General features: G+C 66.2%; 18 protein-coding genes. 8 read left to right on the forward strand and 10 right to left on the reverse strand.

Features of this window, described 5'->3' with window-relative positions; translation table 11 throughout:
* The first annotated feature begins 294 nt into the window (after positions 1–294).
* Both AC3WLE_RS01230 and AC3WLE_RS01235 read left to right on the forward strand, forming a co-directional pair.
* On the forward strand, positions 295–891 hold the full coding sequence (locus tag AC3WLE_RS01230; RefSeq protein WP_492317051.1) for a helix-turn-helix transcriptional regulator: 597 nt from the start codon (positions 295–297) through the stop codon (positions 889–891).
* Between the two features lie 149 nt (positions 892–1,040).
* A complete protein-coding gene (locus AC3WLE_RS01235) occupies positions 1,041–1,943 on the forward strand; it encodes a LysR family transcriptional regulator (RefSeq protein WP_011617192.1) in 903 nt (300 codons plus the stop codon).
* 13 nt (positions 1,944–1,956) lie between these two features.
* Here AC3WLE_RS01235 and AC3WLE_RS01240 read toward each other — a convergent pair whose 3' ends face one another.
* From AC3WLE_RS01240 to AC3WLE_RS01265, 6 genes are all read right to left on the reverse strand, one after another.
* Entirely contained in the window at positions 1,957–3,489 is a 1,533-nt protein-coding gene (locus AC3WLE_RS01240) for a class I adenylate-forming enzyme family protein (RefSeq protein WP_492317052.1), read from the reverse strand.
* A gap of 142 nt (positions 3,490–3,631) precedes the next feature.
* Positions 3,632–4,930: a CaiB/BaiF CoA transferase family protein gene (locus tag AC3WLE_RS01245; RefSeq protein WP_492355780.1), complete on the reverse strand. Its 1,299-nt coding sequence runs from the start codon at positions 4,928–4,930 to the stop codon at positions 3,632–3,634.
* 96 nt (positions 4,931–5,026) lie between these two features.
* A complete protein-coding gene (locus AC3WLE_RS01250) occupies positions 5,027–6,184 on the reverse strand; it encodes an acyl-CoA dehydrogenase family protein (protein WP_492351316.1) in 1,158 nt (385 codons plus the stop codon).
* 48 nt (positions 6,185–6,232) lie between these two features.
* A complete protein-coding gene (locus tag AC3WLE_RS01255) occupies positions 6,233–7,219 on the reverse strand; it encodes a Bug family tripartite tricarboxylate transporter substrate binding protein (RefSeq protein WP_492317055.1) in 987 nt (328 codons plus the stop codon).
* A 119-nt stretch (positions 7,220–7,338) separates the two neighbouring features.
* A complete protein-coding gene (locus AC3WLE_RS01260) occupies positions 7,339–8,547 on the reverse strand; it encodes an acetyl-CoA C-acetyltransferase (protein ID WP_010809314.1) in 1,209 nt (402 codons plus the stop codon).
* Between the two features lie 41 nt (positions 8,548–8,588).
* Positions 8,589–9,893 (reverse strand): acetyl-CoA hydrolase/transferase family protein, encoded by a 1,305-nt coding sequence (locus AC3WLE_RS01265; protein WP_492355781.1) that lies wholly within the window; start codon positions 9,891–9,893, stop codon positions 8,589–8,591.
* 255 nt (positions 9,894–10,148) lie between these two features.
* On the opposite strand from AC3WLE_RS01265, the gene AC3WLE_RS01270 reads away from it, so the two are divergent.
* The gene (locus tag AC3WLE_RS01270) at positions 10,149–11,315 is read left to right on the forward strand and encodes an acyl-CoA dehydrogenase family protein (protein WP_492317057.1); all 1,167 of its coding nucleotides are present in this window, start codon (positions 10,149–10,151) and stop codon (positions 11,313–11,315) included.
* Positions 11,316–11,466: 151 nt separating this feature from the next.
* On the opposite strand, the gene AC3WLE_RS01275 is transcribed toward AC3WLE_RS01270, so the two are convergent.
* Entirely contained in the window at positions 11,467–11,982 is a 516-nt protein-coding gene (locus AC3WLE_RS01275; protein ID WP_422696042.1) for an Lrp/AsnC family transcriptional regulator, read from the reverse strand.
* Between the two features lie 192 nt (positions 11,983–12,174).
* On the opposite strand from AC3WLE_RS01275, the gene AC3WLE_RS01280 reads away from it, so the two are divergent.
* Positions 12,175–13,191 (forward strand): 1-aminocyclopropane-1-carboxylate deaminase, encoded by a 1,017-nt coding sequence (locus AC3WLE_RS01280; RefSeq protein WP_492317058.1) that lies wholly within the window; start codon positions 12,175–12,177, stop codon positions 13,189–13,191.
* A 377-nt stretch (positions 13,192–13,568) separates the two neighbouring features.
* Here AC3WLE_RS01280 and AC3WLE_RS01285 read toward each other — a convergent pair whose 3' ends face one another.
* The 3 genes from AC3WLE_RS01285 to paaX all read right to left on the reverse strand — a co-directional run bounded on the left by AC3WLE_RS01285 (position 13,569) and on the right by paaX (position 17,841).
* Complete coding sequence (locus tag AC3WLE_RS01285) at positions 13,569–15,740, reverse strand: T6SS phospholipase effector Tle1-like catalytic domain-containing protein (RefSeq protein ID WP_492355782.1); 2,172 nt, start codon at positions 15,738–15,740, stop codon at positions 13,569–13,571.
* Complete coding sequence (locus tag AC3WLE_RS01290; RefSeq protein WP_492355783.1) at positions 15,737–16,336, reverse strand: DUF3304 domain-containing protein; 600 nt, start codon at positions 16,334–16,336, stop codon at positions 15,737–15,739. Before AC3WLE_RS01290 ends, AC3WLE_RS01285 begins: the two co-directional genes overlap by 4 nt.
* Positions 16,337–16,899: 563 nt before the next feature.
* The gene (paaX, locus tag AC3WLE_RS01295; RefSeq protein WP_492351320.1) at positions 16,900–17,841 is read right to left on the reverse strand and encodes a phenylacetic acid degradation operon negative regulatory protein PaaX; all 942 of its coding nucleotides are present in this window, start codon (positions 17,839–17,841) and stop codon (positions 16,900–16,902) included.
* 131 nt (positions 17,842–17,972) lie between these two features.
* Here paaX and paaA point away from each other — a divergent pair, with 131 nt between their 5' ends.
* Genes paaA through paaD form a run of 4 tightly spaced genes read left to right on the forward strand, consistent with a single transcriptional unit; the run spans position 17,973 to position 20,582 of the window.
* Positions 17,973–18,959, forward strand: coding sequence for a 1,2-phenylacetyl-CoA epoxidase subunit PaaA (gene paaA / locus AC3WLE_RS01300; protein ID WP_492355784.1), 987 nt, complete (start codon positions 17,973–17,975; stop codon positions 18,957–18,959).
* A gap of 54 nt (positions 18,960–19,013) precedes the next feature.
* Positions 19,014–19,295 (forward strand): 1,2-phenylacetyl-CoA epoxidase subunit PaaB, encoded by a 282-nt coding sequence (gene paaB, locus AC3WLE_RS01305; RefSeq protein WP_010809321.1) that lies wholly within the window; start codon positions 19,014–19,016, stop codon positions 19,293–19,295.
* A gap of 10 nt (positions 19,296–19,305) precedes the next feature.
* Entirely contained in the window at positions 19,306–20,061 is a 756-nt protein-coding gene (paaC, locus tag AC3WLE_RS01310; protein WP_492317062.1) for a 1,2-phenylacetyl-CoA epoxidase subunit PaaC, read from the forward strand.
* Positions 20,062–20,066: 5 nt separating this feature from the next.
* Positions 20,067–20,582, forward strand: coding sequence for a 1,2-phenylacetyl-CoA epoxidase subunit PaaD (gene paaD, locus AC3WLE_RS01315; RefSeq protein ID WP_492351322.1), 516 nt, complete (start codon positions 20,067–20,069; stop codon positions 20,580–20,582).
* Positions 20,583–20,601: the final 19 nt, after the last annotated feature.

Consider the following 20,601-nt stretch of genomic DNA (forward strand, 5'->3'; position numbering starts at 1 on the left):
GTCAGCACTGGCGCGGGTTGGCGCAACGGGCTTCTGATCCGGCAGGCGGTATGTTGCCAAGCGGCGCGAGCAGTCCAGCAAACCGGTATGTAGTCCAGTCAATTCCGGTTTCGCACATGAAGCCCCACCCTCTCCCGCAGGCGGGAGAGGGTGCAAGCACCCCGGCAGTGCGGGAGTCCATCGTACACGAACGGCCACGGGGTGGCGGTGAACGGTGCATTCGGAAATGGCAGAGGCGGGCAATCCGATTAGCGGCGATCATGCAGTCTGATCCTGTCCGCATCCCGAGCCACCATGCACGTCCATCTGCAGTCCCACATGCACGTCAGCCTGCAGCGGCTGTTGCTGGCCTTCCCGCTGGCGGTCTCTGCGGCCCACGGCAGGCTGGTGCTCAGGCGCCGCGGCTATGAGCGTCTGCTGCTGCCGGGCCAGCAGCTCACCATCGAACCGTTTGAAACCTTTGCGCTGCACCTGGATGGCAGCAGCGCTCAGCCGGCCGCGTGCACCCTCGAAATCCAGCGCATGATCCCCGCGGCGCAGCAGGAATGCCTGCACCACCGCATCTGCAAGCGGGTCTTCCTGCAACCCCATTACGCCTGGAATGCTGCGTTTATCGCGGAACGGCTGGGCATGTCCACGGCACAGCTGCGCCGCATGCTGTTTTCTCAGGGCACGGCGCTCACCGAGCTGTGCCGCACGCAACGGCTGATGCGGTTGCTGTTCGAGGTCATGGCCGGTGATGCCGGCATTGGCGATGCCCGGCGGCGCGTCGGCTGGCCAGCCAGCAGTGATCTGGACTGCGCTTTCTACGACCGCTTCGGCTTATCGATGGAAGCTGCCAGCCGGTTGGCGGTGGCGCGCGCAGCGCGGCGGCAGCGCTCGGTCGCCTGACTCGTTCCCAAGAATCTACCTGACGTTCGCAAGCTTCCGGGATCAGGTCCCGGATGCCAGGGTGGCGGCCCCTGCGAATTGCGCCCGCCAGAGTGTACTGAGCGCCGCGCTTTGCGAGATAATCCGCCCTTACGCTGCGGAATGATGTCATGCGCTTTGATCTGGTCGACCTGAAACTGTTCACGCATATTGCGGAGGCCCAGAGCCTGACCGGCGGTGCGCAACGCTCGCACCTGTCGCTGGCCGCGGCCAGCACGCGCATCAAGAACCTCGAGGAACACGTCGGCGTCAAGCTGCTGAGCCGCAGCAGCCAGGGCGTGAAGGTAACCGGGGCGGGGGAGACCCTGCTCGCCCACGCGCGCCGCGTGCTGCGCCAGCTGGAGCAACTGAGCGGCGATCTGCAGGAATATGCGGCGGGCGTGAAAGGCCATGTGCGCGTGTTCGCCAACACCACCGCGATGAGCGAGTTCCTGCCGGCGGTGCTGCGCAGTTACCTCGTCAGCCATCCGGACGTGACCATCGACATGCACGAGCGCCTGAGCCCGGATATCGTGCGCGCGGTGCAGGAGGGCATGGTGGATATCGGCATCATTGCCGGCAACGTGCGCACGGAAGGGCTGGAGGTGATGCCGTACCGGCGCGACCGCCTGGTGCTGGCCACCGCGCTGAGCCATCCGCTGGCCGAGCGCGGCAGCGTGGATTTCATCGATACGCTGGACTACGACTTCATCGGCCTGCCCGAGGCCAGCGCGATCCACAATTTCCTGTTGCGGGCCGCGACCGACCTGCAGCGCACGCTGCGCTGGCGCGTGCAGGTCAGCAATTTCGAGACCGCCTGCCGGATGATCGAGGCCAATGTCGGCGTCGGCGTGTTGCCGGAGACTACCGCCAGCCGCCATGCGAAGACGATGGCGCTGCGCATCGTCCAGCTCAACGATGAATGGGCCGAGCGCAAGCTGCAGATATGCGTGGCCGACCTCGGCGCCTTGCCGCTGTTCGCGCGCAAGCTGGTGGACCTGCTGGTCGAGGACGGCCTCGGGCGCCAGGACTGAGGGCGCCGGCGGACTAGGCCTTGTCCGCCAACATCTGCCGCAGCTGGTGCTTGAGCAGCTTGCCGCTGGCCGTGGTGGGGATCGAGGCCACGCGCAGGATCCGCTCCGGGCGCTTGTACGGCGACAGGCGGTCGACCAGGTAGTCGTGCAGCGCCTGCGCGTCGAATTTCTCGCCATCCCTGATCTCGACGAAGGCGATCACTTCCTCGTTGCCGTCCGCGGTCGGCTGCCCGATGACGGCCGATACGCGCACGGACGGATGCGTGTTGATGACCGATTCGACTTCGATCGGGTAGACATTGAAGCCCGAGCGGATGATCAGGTCCTTGGTGCGGCCGACGATGAACAGCGCGCCGTCGGGGTCCAGCCGGCCGATGTCGCCAGTATTGAGCCAGCCGTCGGGCCGCAGGGCCTCGGCGCTCAGGTCCGGTGCGCGGTAGTAGCCGCGCATCACGCCGGGCCCCCTGATCCATAGCTCGCCGGGTTCCCCCTGCGGCACCGGCTTGCCCTCCGGCCCGACTACCCGCAGTTCCGCGCCTTCGACGATCTCGCCCGCCGAGCAATCGGTGCGCGGCCGGTCCATGCGGGTCACGAACAGCGACCCCGCATATTCGGTCATGCCGTAGCCGTGGTGCAGCGGCTGGCCGAACATCGCCTCGACGTCGTGCTTGAGCGTCGGATCAAGCGGCCCGCCGCCGGTGTAGAGATAGCGCAGCCGCGGCGACGGCTGCAGGGGCGCTCCCGTTGCCCGCACATGGGCGAGGATGCGGTTGAACATCGTCGGCACGCCCTGCAGCAGCGTGATCGCACCCTGCCGGATCGCGGCGGTGACGTCCGCGGCATTGAAGCGCGCGCTCAGGTACAGGCTGGCACCGGCCTGCAGGGTCGAGACCAGCAGCGTCCCGAGTCCGAACACATGCGACATCGGCATGACCGCATAGGCGCAGTCGTCTGCCTGCATGCGGCGCGACTCGACCGTGACGCGCGCAAAGTGCAGCAGGCCCCGGTGAGTGACCATCACGCCCTTGGGCTGTCCGGTGGTGCCGGAGGTGTAGATCAACGCGGCGACGTCACGCGCGAGCGCTTCAGGCTCGCGCTCGCCGGCCTCGTCGACAGCGCCCGCCATCAGCGGGCCGAGGCCGGCCGGGACAATCTCCCTGGCCCGGTAGCGCACGCCGTGCCGCAGGGCATCGGGCGACACCGCGTGGGTGAACAGCATCAGGCTCGGCTGGCAGTGGGCGCGGATCACCTCGATTTCCCGCTCCGACAGGCGGGCGTTGACGATGACCGGCCACGCGCCCAGTTCCGACAAGGCGAACACCAGCGTGATCACCGCCAGGCAGTTCTCGGCCGTGATCAGCACCCGATCGCCGGTGCCCACGCCCTGCGCTTGCAGGTAGCGCTGCGCATCCTCGATGCCCGCCCACAGCTGCGCGTAGGTGGTGGTCCGGCCTTCCTCGAAGACGGCCACATGGCCGGGGGTCTCGGCGGCCCAGCGGCGAGGGATGTCGCTGATCCGTGGTGGGGTGTCTCGGTCCGGTGGCATCTCGCGGGAGTCCTTGTGCTGGAAAAACCGTTCGGCAAGGCGGGGGCCAGCCGAACGGCGCCAGTGTATGTGCGCCCGTTGCACGGTGCAATCGGTAATCGGCAAAGGCGGATTTCTTGTCTGCCGAAAGCCCCCTGGCCGCTTACACCACGCGCCTGGCGCGCAGTGCTTCCAGTTGCTGCGGGCTCAGCTTCAGGTAGTCGCGCAGCACCTCGTCGGTGTGCTGGCCCAGCGCGGGCGGGGCGTAGCGCAGCGTCGGGGGCGTCTCCGACAGGCGCAGCGGGCTGGCCGTGGTGACCACGTGGTTCACGGGCTCGCCGGCGGGCGGCTGGGCTCCCGGATAGCGCTCTTGCTCGACGCGCAGGCCACGGTGCTGCACATGGGGGTCGGCGTGGGCCTGGGCGATATTGTTGATGGGGCCGCAAGGCACGGAATTGGCTTCCAGCAGCGCGACCCATTGCGCCGTGGACCGGGTGCGCGTGAGCTCCATCATCATCGCGATCAGCGTCTTGCGGTTGTTGACGCGGCCGGTGTTGGTGGCATAGCGCTCGTCGCGCGCCCAGTCCACGCCCGCGGCGTCGCAGAAGCGTGCGAACTGCCGGTCGTTGCCGATGGCCAGCAGCATATTGCCGTCGGCGGTCGGGAAGTCCTGGTAGGGCACCACGCTGGGGTGGATATTGCCCTGGCGCCGGGGCACGTCGCCGGCGTTCAGGAAGCCCGCGCCCTGGTTGGCCAGCACCGCCATCGCCACATCCAGCAGGGCGATGTCGATATGCTGGCCGCGGCCGGTGAAGTGGCGTGCTTCCAGCGCGCTCAGGATCGCGGTGGTGGCGTACATGCCGGTGAACAGGTCGATCACGGCCACGCCTACCTTCATCGGGCCGCCGCCGGGCTCGCCGTCGGCGTGGCCGGTGATGCTCATCAGGCCGCTCATGGCCTGGATCAGCAGGTCGTAGCCGGGCCGCGCCGCGTAGGGACCGGTGTGGCCAAAGCCCGTGACCGAGCAGTAGATCAGGCGCGGGTTGAGCGCGCTCAGGCTGTCATAGTCCAGCCCGTAGCGCTTGAGGCCGCCGGTCTTGAAGTTCTCCACCACCACATCGCTCTGCCGGGCCAGCTCGCGGATCAGCTCCTGCCCCTCGGGCGTGGCCATGTCCACGGTGACCGAGCGCTTGTTGCGGTTGGCGGCGGTGAAATAGCAGGCCTGCCGGGTCGGCGCGCCGGCCTCGTCGGCGAGGAAAGGGGGCCCCCAGTGGCGTGTATCGTCGCCTTCGCCGGGTTTTTCGATCTTGATCACGTCGGCGCCCATGTCCGCCAGGTTCTGGGTGGACCACGGTCCGGCCAGCACGCGCGAGAGATCGAGCACGCGCAGGTGGCTCAGGGCGCCGGTGCGGGGGGAGGGGGGAGGAAGGCCAGCGGCCGGCGTAGCGGTGGAATCTGTCATGTCAGGTCAGGCGGTCTCAAGGCAGGCTGCCCGTCCTGGGGACGGGCAGCGTTGCGCGCGGGCATGGGTCAGGCGTATTGGCGCGGGGCGCGGTGCTTACGCGCCGCGGGCTTCACGGATCATGTTGCGCGCGATGATGACCTGCTGGATCTGCGTGGTGCCCTCATACAGGCGGAACAGGCGCACATCGCGGTAGAAGCGCTCGATGCCGAACTCGGAAATATAGCCGGAACCGCCGAGAATCTGTACCGCGCGGTCCGCCACGCGGCCCACCATCTCGGTGGCGAACATCTTGCAGCATGAGGCCTCGGTGGAGACGTTCCTGCCTTCGTCGCGGCGGCGCGCGGCGTCGATCACCATGCATTCGGCAGCATAGAGCTCGGCCTGGCTGTCGGCCAGCATGGCCTGGATCAACTGGAACTCGCAGATCGGCTGGCCGAACTGCTGGCGCTCCAGCGCGTAGTTCAGCGCGTCGCGCAGCACGCGCCTGGCCACCCCGACGCTGACCGCCGCAATGTGCAGCCGGCCCTTGTCGAGCACCTTCATCGCCGTCTTGAAGCCCTGTCCTTCCTTCAGGCCGATCAGGTTCTCGGCCGGCACGCGCACGTTGTCGAAGATCACGTCGCAGGTGTGCGCGCCTTTCTGCCCCATCTTCACGTCGCGCTTGCCGAAGCTGATGCCCGGCGTCCTGGCATCGACGATAAATGCCGAGACGCCGGCCGAGCCCTTGATCTCAGGGTTGGTACGCGCCATCAGCGTGAACATGCCGGCCTGCGGCGCATTGGTGATAAAGCGCTTGGTGCCGTTGACCACGTAGTGGTCGCCATCCCTGACCGCGGTGGTGCGCAGCGAGCCGGCGTCCGAGCCAGCTTCCGGTTCGGTCAGGGCAAACGAGGCCAGGATCTCGCCGGTGGCCAGGCGGGGCAGCCACGCGGCCTGCTGCTCAGGCGTGCCGTCCATCAGGATGCCCTGCGAGCCGATGCCCACAGTGGTGCCCAGCAGCGAGCGGAAGGCCGGCGAGGTCTGGCACAGCTCCATGACCACGCGCGCTTCCTCTTCCATGGTCAGCTCCAGGCCGCCAAAGCGCTCGGGGATGGTCATGCCGAACAGGCCCATCTCGCGCATGTCCTGCACGATGTCCTGCGGGATTTCGTCGGTCTCGGCGACCAGCGCCTCGGCGGGAACCAGGCGCTCGCGCACAAAGCGGCGCACGCTGTCGAGCAGGGCTTCGAGGGTTTCGTTATCGCGGATCATGTCAGTTCTTCCTGGGTGTCGGGTCGGTGTCGGTTCGAGGCGGGGCCATCAGTCCAGCGTCACGCCCTTGAGCACGCTGGCCCACTGCGTGCGCTCGCGCGCGGCGGTGTTCACGACGTCCTGCGTGGTGCCGCTCCACTGTTCGTAGCCCAGCTCGGCATAGCGCTTCCTGAGTTCCGCATCTTCCACGGCCTGCCGCACTGCCGCGGCCAGCTTCTGGGTCTGCTCGGAGGTCACGCCCTTGGGGGCGTAGATGGCGTACCAGCCGCCGGCTTCATAGTCCTTGAGGCCGGCAATCCCGGATTCGCGGAAGGTGGGCACGCCGGGCAGCGATGCGCTGCGCTTGGGCGAGCCCACGGCGATGGGCTTGACCTTGCCGCTCTGCACATAGCCGCTGGCGGTGCTGATGATGTCGAACATCACGTCGATCTGGCCGCCGATGGTATCGGTCATGGCCGGGGCATTGCCCTTGTAGGGAATATGGTTCAGCTCGACCTGCGCCTGCCGGGCGAACAGGGCCATGGCGACATGGTTGGAGCTGCCCACGCCCGAGGAGCCGTAGCTAAGCTTGCCGGGATGCGCCTTGGCGTAGGCAACCAGGTCCTGGGTGCCCTTGAACGGCTCCTTGACGTTGGCCACCAGCATGTTGTAGTAGCGCGCCACCGGTGCCACCGGGGCGAGGTCCTTCGCCGGGTCGTACGGCAGGCTCTTCATGATGTTGGGCGCGACCGTCAGCGCCGCGCTGGCGGCGAACCACAGTGTGGCGCCATCGGGCTTGGCGCGGACCACTTCATAGCCGGCCAGCGTGGCATTGGCGCCGGGCTTGTTGTCGACGATGACGTTGGCGCTGAGCGCCTTGCCCAACGCCACCGCGAACAGGCGCGCGGCCTGATCGGCGGGGCCGCCGGCGGCGTAGCCGACCACGAGGCGCACCGGCTGGCCGTTGGGCTGCGCCGAGGCAGGGGGAGTGGCCAGGGTTGCGCCGCACAGGGCCAGGGCGGCCAGCATGGCGTGGCGGCGTGAGGTGGAAATCAAGATACTTCTCCTACGTAAAGCAAAGTGCCGAAGGCAAAAGCCGAAAAGCAAAAGGCAAAAGGCGGGCGCAGCCCCCGCCGTCGCGCGCGGGGGCTGTATGGTGAATGAAGTGGGCTTACTCAGTAGCGTTCGAAGACCGCGGCAATACCCTGGCCGCCGCCGATGCACATGGTCTCCAGGCCATAGCGGCCGCCGCGGCGCTGCAGTTCGTGCAGCAGCGTGGCCAGGATGCGCACGCCGGTGGCGCCGATCGGATGGCCTAGCGAGATGCCCGAGCCGTTCACGTTGAGCTTCTGCTCGATCGCATCCTGGTCATGCCATTCCCAGCCCTTGAGCACGGCCAGCACCTGGCAGGCGAAGGCTTCGTTCAGCTCGACCAGGTCCATCTGGTCCAGCGTCAGGTTCAGGCGCGCCAGCAGCTTCTTCACCGCGGGCACCGGGCCGATGCCCATGTGCGAGGGCTCGCAGCCGGCCGCCGCCCAGCCCACCAGCGAGGCCATGGGGGTGAGGCCCAGTTCGGCCAGCTTGTCTTCGGCCACGATCAGGCAGGCGGCCGAGGCGTCGTTCTGCTGGCTGGCGTTGCCGGCGGTGACGGTACCGTTCGGCATCAGCGTGCGCAGCTTGCCCAGGCTTTCACGCGTGGTTTCGGGGCGGAAACCTTCGTCGCGCGCGAACCGCACCGGATCGCCCTTGCGCTGGGGCACCTGCACGGGAACGACTTCGGCATCGAAGCGGCCGGCCTCCCAGGCTGCCGCGGCGCGTGCGTGGCTGCGGGCGGCGAAGACATCGGCCGCCTCGCGGCTGATGCCGTAGTCGCGCGCCAGGTTCTCGGCCGTCTCGATCATCCCGGAGATCTTGCCGAAGCGCTCGACCGGCTGGGAGCGTTCACGGCCGCGGTCGAGGCGGTCGAAGAAGCGCACATTGCCCGAGCGCGCGCCCCAGCGCATGTCGGTGGTGTAGTACTCGATATTGCTCATGCTCTCGACGCCGCCCGCGATCACCACGTCGGCGGCGCCGCTCTGCACCATCATCGAGGCCGTGACGATGGCCTGCAGGCCGCCGCCGCAGCGGCGGTCCAGTTGCATGCCCGGCACCTCGACCGGCAGGCCGGCCTGCAGCGCGGCCCAGCGGCCGACGCAGGGCACTTCGCTGTTGGCGTAGGACTGGGCAAAGACCACGTCATCGATACGCGCGGGATCGATGCCGCTGCGTTCCACCACGGCGCGCACGGCGGTGGCGGCCAGTTCCTCCACGGGCACCGGGCGCAGGCTGCCGCCGAAGGTGCCGACGGGCGTGCGGAGGGGAGTGACGATTGCAGCTCTGCGCATGGAAGTCTCCTTGGAACTCTGTGTTGGGATGAGCAAGTAAGTCAGTTGGCCAGCGTGTGCCCGGGAAGGGCCACGAAGACCGCGCCGCACTGGCGCAGCAGGGCGTGGGCCTGGCGTTCCAGGTCCGCGCGGTGTTCGGGGGCGGCAATGTCCAGCATGCGGCGCACGCGCTGCGACAGCGTCTGGCTGCGCAGGTCGGCCACGCCGTGCTCGGTGACGATCAGGCCCGCATCCGAGCGGGGCGTGCTGACCGGGCCGGACAACTGCGCCACGATGCGGCTCGCGCCCTTGGCGGTCGCCGGCAGCGCGACGATGGGCAAGCCGCCGCGGCTGCGCGCGGCACCGCGCAGGAAGTCCACGGCACCGCCGACGGCGCCGACATAGACGCCGCCGGCGACTTCGGCGTTCACCTGGCCGGTGAGGTCGACCTCGATGGCGGAGTTGATGGCGGTCAGCTTGTCGACGCTGGCCAGCACCTCGGGGTGATGGGTATAGGCGGTCTCGCGCAGTTGCAGCTGCGGATTGCGGTGGGCCCAGCGCCGCAGCCGTTCGCTGCCCATCAGGATGCCGGCGATGCCTACCCCCGTATCGATGCTCTTGCGTGCGTTGGTCAGCACCCCGGCTTCGGCCAGCGCCGCAATGCCGTCGCCGATCGCGCCGCTGTGCAGCCCCAGGTCGCGGTGGCCATTCAGCGCAGCGACCACGGCCTCAGGCAGGTTGCCGATGCCCATCTGCAGGGTGGCGCCATCCTCCACCCAGCCGGCGATGTGGCGGGCGATGGCCTGTTCGGCCGGGCCGGGCGCGCTGCGGTCAAGGCTGATGGGCGGGTGCAGCGCTTCGACCTGCAGGTCGATATCGTCCGCGCTCAGGTAGCGGCTGCCGTGGGTCCACGGCACCTCCGGGTTCACCTCGGCGATGATGACGCGGGCGCGGTCGAGCGCCGCGGGAAGGTATTCATGCACCAGCCCCAGGCTGTGGCGCCCCTGCTCGTCGGCGGGCGAGACCTGCACCAGCGCCACGTCCGCCCGCAGCGTGCCGTCGCGGATCAGCCCGGGCAGGTGCGAATAGTGGCTGGGCACGATGTCCAGCACGCCGGCCCTGGCCAGTTGCCGGTGCGGGCCGCTGGCGGCGTAGCCGAAGAAGTCGAGCACATCCGCCTGGGCCGGCTGCAGCGTGTCTGACTGCCCGATGCCGACAAAGACACTGAGGCGTCCGCCCTGGGCGATGGCGTGGCGGTGTTCCACCAGTGCGCGCGTCAGCGTCAGCGGCTCGGCGGTCGCTTGCCCCCACCAGATATGGTCTCCGGGGCGGATCAGGGCTTGCAGGCGGGAGGCGAGGGTGTGCATGTCCACGGGGCAGCGGTCAGTCGGCGCATGCGCCGGATAGCCCGGAGCATGTTCCCAAAGCGTGGTTTGCGCTATTTGACAATGCCAATGGCGGACTTTGGCGAAAGCGAAAGGACCTGGCCGTCGCCGGGACTTAACCGCGGTGGAAGGCGCGCTTTCGGAAAGGCTGATTGTCCACGCGGCCGAACGCCGCGAACATTGCGGTCATCACAAGGAGGCGGCCGTCCGCCAGAGACCGAACGCAAGCCAAGCGCCATGATCGAACAGACCCAATCGAACAACTTCCAAGAAATCCGCGACGCCATCCGCGCGCTTTGCGCCGAGTTTCCCGATGAGTACTTCCGCAAGGTGGACGAGCAGCGCGCCTATCCCGAGGCCTTCGTCAATGCGCTGACCGCGGCGGGCTGGCTGGCGGCCCTGATCCCGCAGGAGTACGGCGGTTCCGGCCTGGGCCTGACCGAAGCCTCGGTCATCATGGAAGAGATCAACCGCTGCGGCGGCAACTCCGGCGCCTGCCACGGCCAGATGTACAACATGGGCACGCTGCTGCGGCACGGCTCCAGGGCGCAGAAGGAAAAGTACCTGCCGAAGATTGCCTCGGGGGAATGGCGCCTGCAGTCCATGGGCGTGACCGAGCCCACCACTGGCACGGACACCACCAAGATCAAGACCTCGGCGGTCAAGAAGGACGGACGCTACGTCATCAACGGCCAGAAGGTCTGGATCAGCCGCGTCCAGCACAGCGACTTCATGATCCTGCTGGCGCGCACCACGCCGCTGGCCGAGGTGACGAAGAAGAGCGAGGGGATGTCCATCTTCATGGTGGACCTGCATGAAGCGCAGAAGAAGGGCCTGACCGTGCGCCCGATCCCCAACATGGTCAACCACGAGACCAATGAACTGTTCTTCGAGGACCTGGAAATCCCCGAGGAAAACCTGATCGGTGAAGAGGGCAAGGGCTTCAAGTACATCCTCGACGGCCTGAACGCCGAGCGCACGCTGATCGCGGCCGAGTGCATCGGCGACGGCTATTGGTTCATCGACCGCGTGACCAAGTATGTCAAGGAACGCGAGGTCTTCGGCCGCCCCATCGGCCAGAACCAGGGCGTGCAGTTCCCGATCGCCGAGACCTTTATCGAGCTGGAAGCGGCGAATCTGATGCGCTGGAAAGCCTGCGAACTGTTTGACAAGCACGAGCCCATGGGGGCCCAGGCCAACATGGCCAAGTACCTGGCAGCCAAGGCCAGCTGGGAGGCCGGCAACGCCTGCCTGCAGTTCCACGGCGGCTTCGGCTTTGCCTGCGAATACGACGTGGAGCGCAAGTTCCGCGAAACGCGGCTGTACCAGGTGGCACCGATCTCCACCAACCTGATCTACTCTTTCGTCGCCGAACACGTCCTGGGCCTGCCGCGCTCATTCTGAGCGATGGACGGCGCGCCAGCCCCAACGCTCAAGGGGCTGGCCGGATGGAACCCCGGCAGCAACGGCGCCGGGGGTTCCGCTTCGCCCCAAGCCCCAAAATTCCCCTCCCTGTCTCCTCTCTTCGTCCGCGCAGCCGGATCCAGGCCGACCTTCAGATCGGAAACTGCGTCGTCGACAGCACCTGCTTGAGCACCATGAACGAGCGAATCTGCCGCACGCCCGGCAGGTAGAGCAACTGCTCCGCGTGGAGGCGGTTGAAGCTCTCGCTGTCCTTGGTCCTGAGCATCATGATGTAGTCGAACTCGCCGGTGACTTCATGGCACTCCATACAGCCTGATACCTTCTGTGCCGCTTTCTCAAAGGCGGCGAACGACTCGGGCGTAGACCGGTCCAGCACGACCCCGATGATGACCAGCATGCCCGCGTCCAGGGGAGCCGGGTTCAGCAGCGCCACGACGCCGCGGATCAGGCCATCCGCTTTCAGGCGTTCCACGCGGCGCAGGCATGCGGGCGGGCTGAGGCTGACCTTGCCCGCCAGGGCCAGGTTGGAGATGGACGCATCGCGCTGCAAGGCGCGCAGGATGGCCTTGTCCGTGCGATCCAGCACCGGCGCGGGCTGGGCGGAGGTCTCGGATTTTGTACGAAATTTTATTCTGGATGTTGCCATTTCTACGGAATAAAGAGAATTTCGTGATGCTTTCAGCCTTTTTATCGTGCAAGAAGTCGCAGATCTTTGCAAGCACCTTTCGTCTCAGCTTTCTTATGATGATTCCAGGTACGGCGTCGCGCAGCGTCCGTGCGAATGCCGGGCTTTGCGGCTGCCGCGCGCCCGCATGCCCGCCACAACCTGGAGCCAGTCATGAACCTGAAGCAATTTCCGCGTCATTCCCTGACCTTCGGCCCGACGCCGATCCATCCGCTATCGCGGCTGAGCGAAAGCCTGGGTGGCAAGGTCGAGCTCTATGCCAAGCGCGACGACTGCAACAGCGGCCTTGCCTTTGGCGGCAACAAGACGCGCAAGCTCGAATACGTCATTCCCGACGTGCTGGCGCAGGGCGCCGATACGCTGGTCTCGATCGGCGGGATCCAGTCGAACCACACGCGCCAGGTTGCCGCCATCGCGGCCCACCTGGGGCTGAAGTGCGTGCTGGTGCAGGAGAACTGGGTCAACTACTCCGACGCGGTCTATGACCGCGTGGGCAACATCCAGATGTCGCGCATCATGGGGGCCGACGTGCGCCTGGTCAGCGAAGGCTTCGACATCGGCATTCGTCCCAGCTGGGAAGATGCCATGGAGAGCGTGCGCAAGGCGGGCGGCAAGCCCTACCCGATTCCGGCAGGCTGCTCGGAGCATCCGCTCGGCGGCCTCGGCTACGTAGGGTTCGCCGAGGAAGTCCGGGCACAGGAAGCCGGACTCGGCTTCAGCTTCGACTACATCGTCGTCTGCTCGGTCACCGGCAGCACGCAGGCAGGCATGGTGGTGGGATTCGCTGCCGACGGCCGCGCGGACCGGGTCATCGGCATCGATGCATCGGCCAGGCCGGAACCGACGCGCGCGCAGATCCTGCGCATCGCGCGCCATACCGCTGAGCTGGTCGGCCTCGGCCGCGACATCACTGAAGCGGACGTGGTGCTGGACACCCGCTATGGCGGCCCCGAATACGGCCTGCCTTCGGCGGGCACCCTGGAAGCCATCCGCCTCAGCGCCAGGCTGGAGGGCATGATGACGGACCCGGTCTATGAGGGCAAGTCCATGCAGGGCATGATCGACATGGTCCGTCGCGGCGAGTTTCCGCAAGGATCGAGAGTCCTCTTCGCACACCTGGGTGGGGTACCGGCACTGAACGCCTACAGCTTCCTGTTCAAGGACGGGTGATAACGCGCAAGCGATTGATGGCAAGGGAGTGCCGGCCTGGGGGCGGCACCCTGGCTGCATGCGCGCAAGCCCGTCGCATAACCAAAGTCGAGCAGGAACCGGAGCCGCTGGGCCGCAGGTTCGGACCAGCCGAGGACCATTCCAGGCCGTCGGCAATCGCGCGTACCAGCGCCCATTCCCCTTCGGTTATCTGTCTAGCGGTGAAACTAATCACGTCACTCATCGACATGTGATGCTGCACCGGCCGCTTAAATTGTCTGCAATGCCTTGCTGGCCAAGTGTACCCGGGCCGCGAGAGCCGACCGTCAATTGACGGTCGGCTCTCGCACCTGCCAGGGACTAACGCCAGCGTGAGATCGCCGGAAGTTCTTGCAAGATCATGCGATCGCGAAGTTCCCGACGACGCTTTCCTCGGCCTGGTTTGCCGCTGGCGCCAGTGCCAGATAGGGCTTGCGGTCATCGTTTCCGGTAAAGATCACGCGGGGCCAGCCGTAGCCACCCGGCGCATATTCGTTAAAGAACGGGATGCGGAACCAAATCTTGCTGTCGTGCACGTGGTCGTCATAGAGGGCGATGACCGCCTTGTCCAGACGGGCCACGGCTTCCGGGGACGTGTGCAGTCGCAGAAAGCTCACCACCCCTGCATCCGGAGCGGCCATCAAATCGTCATCCGGATTCCAGGATTGCACGAGCGAAGTCCGTGTCGCATGGAAGATAAAGCCGCTGCTGGTCAGTGTGACACGGGGCGTGTCTGCTCCAGACTGGTCGTGCTTGACGGATAGCACTGGGGGCCGCTGGGGCCGATTCTCCCCAGGATGTGAGACAAACTCCTGCTTGTCCACCTGCCACCTTGCTAACTGATCCGGATACAGGACGCCAAGCAGCAAGCGCATCTGTTCGGCCCCCTCGCGCAGGTCGCTGCGGTCGTTGGTCACGATCTCATCGGCGCCTTCCCCTGGCCGGGCTGGTTCGTCCTTGCCGGCCTGCTCGCCATACAAGACCTCCCGTCGACGCTGCAACAAGACCTTTTTCTCCAGGATCGCTGCGGAGAGTTCCATGATGTCCCGGTGGTTGGCCGGGTAGTCGCGCGGGTTGTGGGCTTCGGACCGCTCCTGCTGAAGTCGGGAGATCTCGGCCTTCAGGCGCTGGCATTCCGGATCATCGCGTTCGGCCTTCTTGACCTCGAGGGTGATCTTGCGCGGTGTCTTGGCGTCCTCCGGGGCGGCGTGGTAGAAGGTACGCTCGGTCACATACTGCCCGGTGCCGACCTGGGCCCGCAGGGTGCGCCAGCTCAGCATCTGGCCCATCCCGAACCGCAGTGCCTCTTCCACGGTGGAGACCGCGTACAGGCTGCGACGCCATTCGTTGAAGGCCGTGACCGTTGCCGGGTGGATCGCGAAATTCTCGGACAGACCGGTCGACTCTCGAATTTCATCCTCCAGCATGAGCGGCACGCCCTGCCTGAGGGCGGCGATGTACATGTCATGCAGCGGAATCTGGCTGAGCTTGCTGCTGTCGCCATCGCGGGCCTTGCCTTGCTCGCCGGGACCGTAGCCACCGCCCACATCGGAGTGCACACCGGGATAACCGATTTCCCAGCGGCGCAACGTTTCGGAGTAGCTCTCCTTGATCCGGATGGTGTCGAGCGGAAAACTCATCCGCTGCTCGTGGATCGAGTAGAAATGCGCGCAGGCCCGGACCTTGTCGGTGCCTGGCACATTCAAGCCGCCATCCTTCGTAAATCCCGAGTGCCCTGCAAACCGGTCCCAGTTGACGACCGAGCGGGTTGAGTCCGGGAGGCCGACGGAGGCCACCGTATCAAAGAGCCCCAGGAAGTTGACCTGGTAGGGCAAGGCCCGCCGTCCGGTCTGCTCGCTGAGCTGGCCGCCAGGCCCCCATTCTTTGAGCAGCTTGTTCACAAAGACACGTGCACACGCAGCACCGCGTGAGAAGCCAAATACGTTGATCCAGATCTTCCTGACCATCCGGCTTTGCGGGCCATCGTCGAAGCGGTTGCTGTGCGTGATCCCCAGGATACGGATCTTGTCCATCAGCTTGGAAGGATTGCCCTTGGCTGCGGCGTCGCAGATGGCCTTGGCGTCTTCATCACTAACTAGCGACTTCTTCTTGTCGTGCGTAATTGCGTAGTGCACGGCGTTGAGCACGCGAATCATGCCCCAGACGCAGCGCTGGTCGAAGCCCGCAGCGGTGGCCTTGCCGTCCTGGGAGTAGTCCAACTCGCCGAGCTTTGGAAAGGGCGTACCGACACCCGCTACGTAGTAGGAAAACAACCCGTCATCAGGCAGGTGCTTTGACACGCTGAACAAACGTGCCACATTAGTGTGGGTCTTGGAGAGCGAATCCCGCCATTTTGTGTTGTCTTCGTCGTCGTTGTTGTTGGTGCCGTCGAAGAACAGGCTGATGTGCAGGGTCTGGGTGCACCCGGCAAGCGGATCGCATACATTGCCCCGGCCCCAGGTCCACGCGTCCTTGCCCTGCGCCAGTCGCCCGCCTTCCGGCATGTGTTCCGGCCATTGCACCACGCTCATTGCAGACCTCCCCGGCGGTACTTGAGATTCCACTCGTCGTCGCGCACGCCTTGAGCAATGAAGGGGCTGTCGTCGGGTAACTTGTCTTCGGGGCTGGTCGTTCCATCGCGGACCATGAGGCGGACACGATCACCGGGCAGGAAAATGGCAAAAGATCCATAGGTTTCCTTGCCATCGTACTGAGGAATCCGCACGTTCTCGGCCTTGTACCAGTAGCCCGGGGTTTTGCCGTCCTTGACCTTTTCCACCAGCCAGCGCACGGTGACGCGTAGCTCTGGCTGCCATTGGCGTGGGAAACTAATGCAGCAGCGCACACCACCCGAGGACGGACGACCGTCCGGGTAAGCGGGGACGATATTGGAGCCACCGCCGCCAACACCATTTGGCCCCGTCACGTTGAAGGAGTGAATGTAGTACGGGGTGTAGTTCAGGGATTGGGCGTCACCCGCGATCAATTTTGATTTCGGCTTGGCATCTTCGAGCCAGTCGCCGTAGCTGGCGCAGCCGGCGAGCGCCAGCGCGAAGCCGGCCAGCAAGGCGGCCACGATGCCATATCGTCGTGTCTTAAAGGAAATAGTCGGTGGAAAAGTGTGCATGGGCGATGCTCCAGTGAAAGCCACCAGGTCCGCGCACAGCGACGCTTCAGCCAACGACAAGGCGCGGGGTAGCCGAAGACGCTACCCCGACAAAAGCGCAAATACTATGGGACGATTCCTAAATTCGATGATTCTTGACAAAGATTTGCATTTTTCGGCGTGGCCACCAATGGATCGGCCAAGAACTTCAAGGCGTCACGCCGTCAGTGGCACTCCCTCGAACAGGGCGCGACCCTGACAACCGTGCGGCCCAGTACCAGGGCAAGACCGATGGCGCGGGATTTCGGCGGACGGAAGGAAAGAGGGCAGAAAATGGCTGGCATCGGAAGGCTGCGGGCTGAGTCATGAACGTTGGAGTGAGTATCGGTGCGGGAGCATCCTTGCCGTTATCCGGATTCTGCAAAGAACGCGAAATCGGGCCTGGGCGGACGCACACGGAAGCCACTCGTGAGGATCATGACTAGCCGTCCTCGCAACTTCCTGAAGCTGGCGAGTTCATTCTGCGCGAAACCCGGCGCAAGCCATTTGCGCAGTTGCGCAGCCGGGATTACCCGGTTGCCCGGTTAATTGCCGTTGGCCGCCTGCGCGCCGGCCCCAAAGCGCAGGCGCAGGCTCCGGTTGGCATCCTGCAGCGAACCGTCCGCTACTTCCACCACGCGGTGCAGGTAGTCTTCGCTGGCGTCGAGCAGCGCCCCATACAGGGTGTGGCACAAGCCGCGCGCGGTGCGGCCGGGCCAGTCTTGCGGCAGCATCGCCTCGGGCAGGTTGGGATCGCGCAGCAGCACGCGCCGGTATTCGTGCACCAGCAGCGTCCGCACGAAGAAGGCATCGGCCGGAGCAAGCCCGGCGGCCTCTCCGGCCAGCGGCGTAAAGCGGCGCAGCAGTGCCTGCCAGGCGGCGGCCACGTCGCCAAGCTTGAAGGTCTGGTGCATCAGCGCCTGCAGCGGCCGGATGGAAAACGCGTCAAGGCTGCTTGCCTCCATCACCGCCACATCGTCCTGCGCGCGTGCGGCCTGGACGATTTCGCGCAGCGAGGCGAGGTCCGCATTGGGGTGGGCCATCACCCCTGGCGCGATGGCGCCGAAGCCCTCCCACAGCAATTCCCGCTTCAGCTTCTGCCGGACCGTGGCGCGTACGTCACCGCGCACCATCACCAGGGTCCAGCGGCCGTCCCATTCGGATGCCTCACCCGCGTAGATGCGCTTGCCGGCGTGCAGTACACGCTGCAAACCGGCTTCTGACAGCCCGTAGTAGCTGCGCCGCCCGATCCTGGTCGCGGCCAGCCAGTCGTCGGCGGTCAGGCGGAAGGTGGCGGTTCGCACCAGCCGGTCATTGATGCCGAACGGCGCCGCCAGCCGGATCAGGCTGCCCAGCCAGATTGCCTGGGGCCGCGGCGCCACCACATCGCCGAACAAGGTCACCAGCATGGAATTGGCGCCCAGCTTCAGCCCGCGTGCCAGCCGCGCCACGCGCGGAGAAACCGGATCGGTGCCTGGCGTCGCCATCGGCCTGCTCCCTGAAGTGATACACAAATGCAGATTGATTGAATCAAATTGTATCACTACCATCCGTTGCAACTGACGATGTTGATGCAGGTCAAGACCCCGATTCAGAGCAACCAAGAGCGGAGCAAAGGATGTACGCACAGCTGGTGGAGACAGGAGCGACGAGGCTTCGCGCCATGGAAGAAATGGAGCCGCAGGAGCGTGAGTTCCAGGCGCGCGTCGATGCCGGGATCAAGATCGAGGCCAAGGACTGGATGCCCGAGGCCTATCGCAAGACCCTGGTCCGCCAGATCTCGCAGCATGCGCATTCGGAAATCGTGGGCCAGCTGCCGGAAGGCAACTGGGTCACCCGCGCGCCGACGCTGGAGCGCAAGGCAGTCTTGCTGGCCAAGATCCAGGATGAGGCCGGCCATGGCCTGTATCTCTACAGCGCGGCCGAAACCCTGGGCGTGTCGCGCGACCAGATGCTGGGCGACCTGCACACCGGCAAGGCCAAGTATTCCAGCATCTTCAACTACCCGACGCTGAGCTGGGCCGATATCGGCATGATCGGCTGGCTGGTCGACGGCTCGGCCATCATCAACCAGGTGCCGCTGTGCCGCTGCTCGTTCGGGCCCTATGCGCGCGCCATGGTGCGCGTGTGCAAGGAAGAGTCGTTCCACCAGCGCCAGGGCTACGACATCCTGCTGTCGCTGTGCAACGGCACCCCCGAGCAGAAGCAGATGGCGCAGGACGCGCTCAACCGCTGGTGGTGGCCGGCGCTGATGATGTTCGGCCCGTCCGACGGCGATTCGCCCAACAGCGCGCAATCCATGCAATGGCGCATCAAGCTGTTCTCCAATGACGAGCTGCGCCAGAAGATGGTCGACCAGACCGTGCCGCAGGCCGAGTACCTGGGCCTGACCATTCCGGATCCCGAGCTGAAGTGGAACGAGGAGCGCGGCCACTATGACTTCGGCGAGATCGACTGGTCCGAGTTCTACAACGTCATCCAGGGCAACGGCCCCTGCAACCGCGACCGCCTGCGCAGCCGCGTCAAGGCCTGGGAAGAGGGCGCGTGGTTCCGCGACGCCCTGGTGACCCACGCCGACAAGCAGGCGCAGCGCGCCGCCGCCTGACACCGCGGCGCGCGGCGCCGCCATCCATCCAACGCAATGACACAGGAGGTTGCCATGAAAGAGTGGCCGCTTTGGGAGATCTTTATCCGCAGCCAGCACGGCCTGGCCCACAAGCACGTGGGCAGCCTGCACGCGCCGGACGGCGAAATGGCGATCAACAACGCGCGTGACGTCTATACGCGCCGCAACGAGGGCGTCAGCGTCTGGGTGGTGAAGGCCGGCGATGTGGTCGCCAGCAGCCCCGGCGACAAGGGCCCGCTGTTCGAGCCGGCCAACAGCAAGGTCTACCGCCACCCGACGTTCTTCCCGATGCCGGAAGCCGTCAAGCACATCTGATACGGCCCGCATGATGGACAACCACAAGCTCGAATACCTGCTGCGCCTCGGCGACTCCACGCTGGTCCTCGGCCAGCGCCTGTCGGAATGGTGCGGCCGCGGCCCCGCGCTGGAAGAGGACATCGCGCTGACCAATGTCGCGCTCGACCTGATCGGCCAGACCCGGCTGTGGCTGGGCTACGCCGCGGAAGTGGAGGGCGCCGGCCGCAGCGCCGACCAGCTGGCCTACCTGCGCGACGCCCACCAGTTCCGCAACCCGCTGCTGGTGGAGCAGCCCAACGGCAGCTATGCCGATACGCTGGCACGGCAGTTCCTGTTCGACACCTGGCACTACTTCCTGCTCGACGGGCTGCAGCGCTCGACCGATGCCCGCATCGCCGAGATCGCCGCCAAGTCGCTCAAGGAAGTGACCTACCACGTGCGCCGCAGTGCCGACCTGGTGGTGCGCCTGGGCGACGGCAGCGAAGAGAGCCACCGCCGCATGCAGGATGCGTTCGACGACCTGTGGATGTTCAGCGGTGAGCTGTTCGAGTCCGACGCGGGCGACGCCGCGCTGGTGCAGGCCGGCGTGGTGCCCGACCCCGCCTCACTGGCCGAACCGTGGCAGCGCCACGTGGCCGCGGTGCTGGAAGAGGCCACGCTGCAGCTGCCTGCCGGCACGTGGTCGCAGAGCGGCGGCCGCCACGGCCGCCATACCGAACACCTCGGCTACCTGCTGGCCGAAATGCAGTTCCTGCAGCGCGCCTATCCGGGCGCCAGCTGGTGAACGCCATGACTGCGCAAGCGATCGCACGCCCGGCCATCGGGCAGGTCTGGACCTGGCTCGATACCGTGCCCGATCCCGAGATCCCGGTGATCTCCGTGGTGGACCTCGGCATCGTGCGCGGCGTGGCATGGGAGGACGACGCCTGCGTCGTCACCATCACCCCGACGTACTCCGGCTGCCCGGCCATGACGGTGATCCGGGAGGAGATCGAGCGCACGCTGGCCGCGCAGGGCATCGCCAGCGTGCGCGTGCGCACGCAACTGGCGCCGGCCTGGACCACCGACTGGATGACGCCGCGCGGCAAGGCCAGCCTGGGCGGCTACGGCATTGCGCCGCCGGCCCAGCAGGTGATCGACATCAGCGGCATCAGCCGCAGGGCGGCGCCGGCGCTGGTGGTGGCGTGCCCGCACTGCGGCTCGCGGCACACGCGGCTGGTGAGCCAGTTCGGCTCGACCGCCTGCAAGGCCCTGTACCGCTGCGGCGACTGCAAGGAACCGTTCGATTACTTCAAGGCGCACTGAGCCTGACCGGGGTAGTGAG

It is taken from the genome of Cupriavidus sp. FW306-1B-F12B (assembly GCF_058781795.1).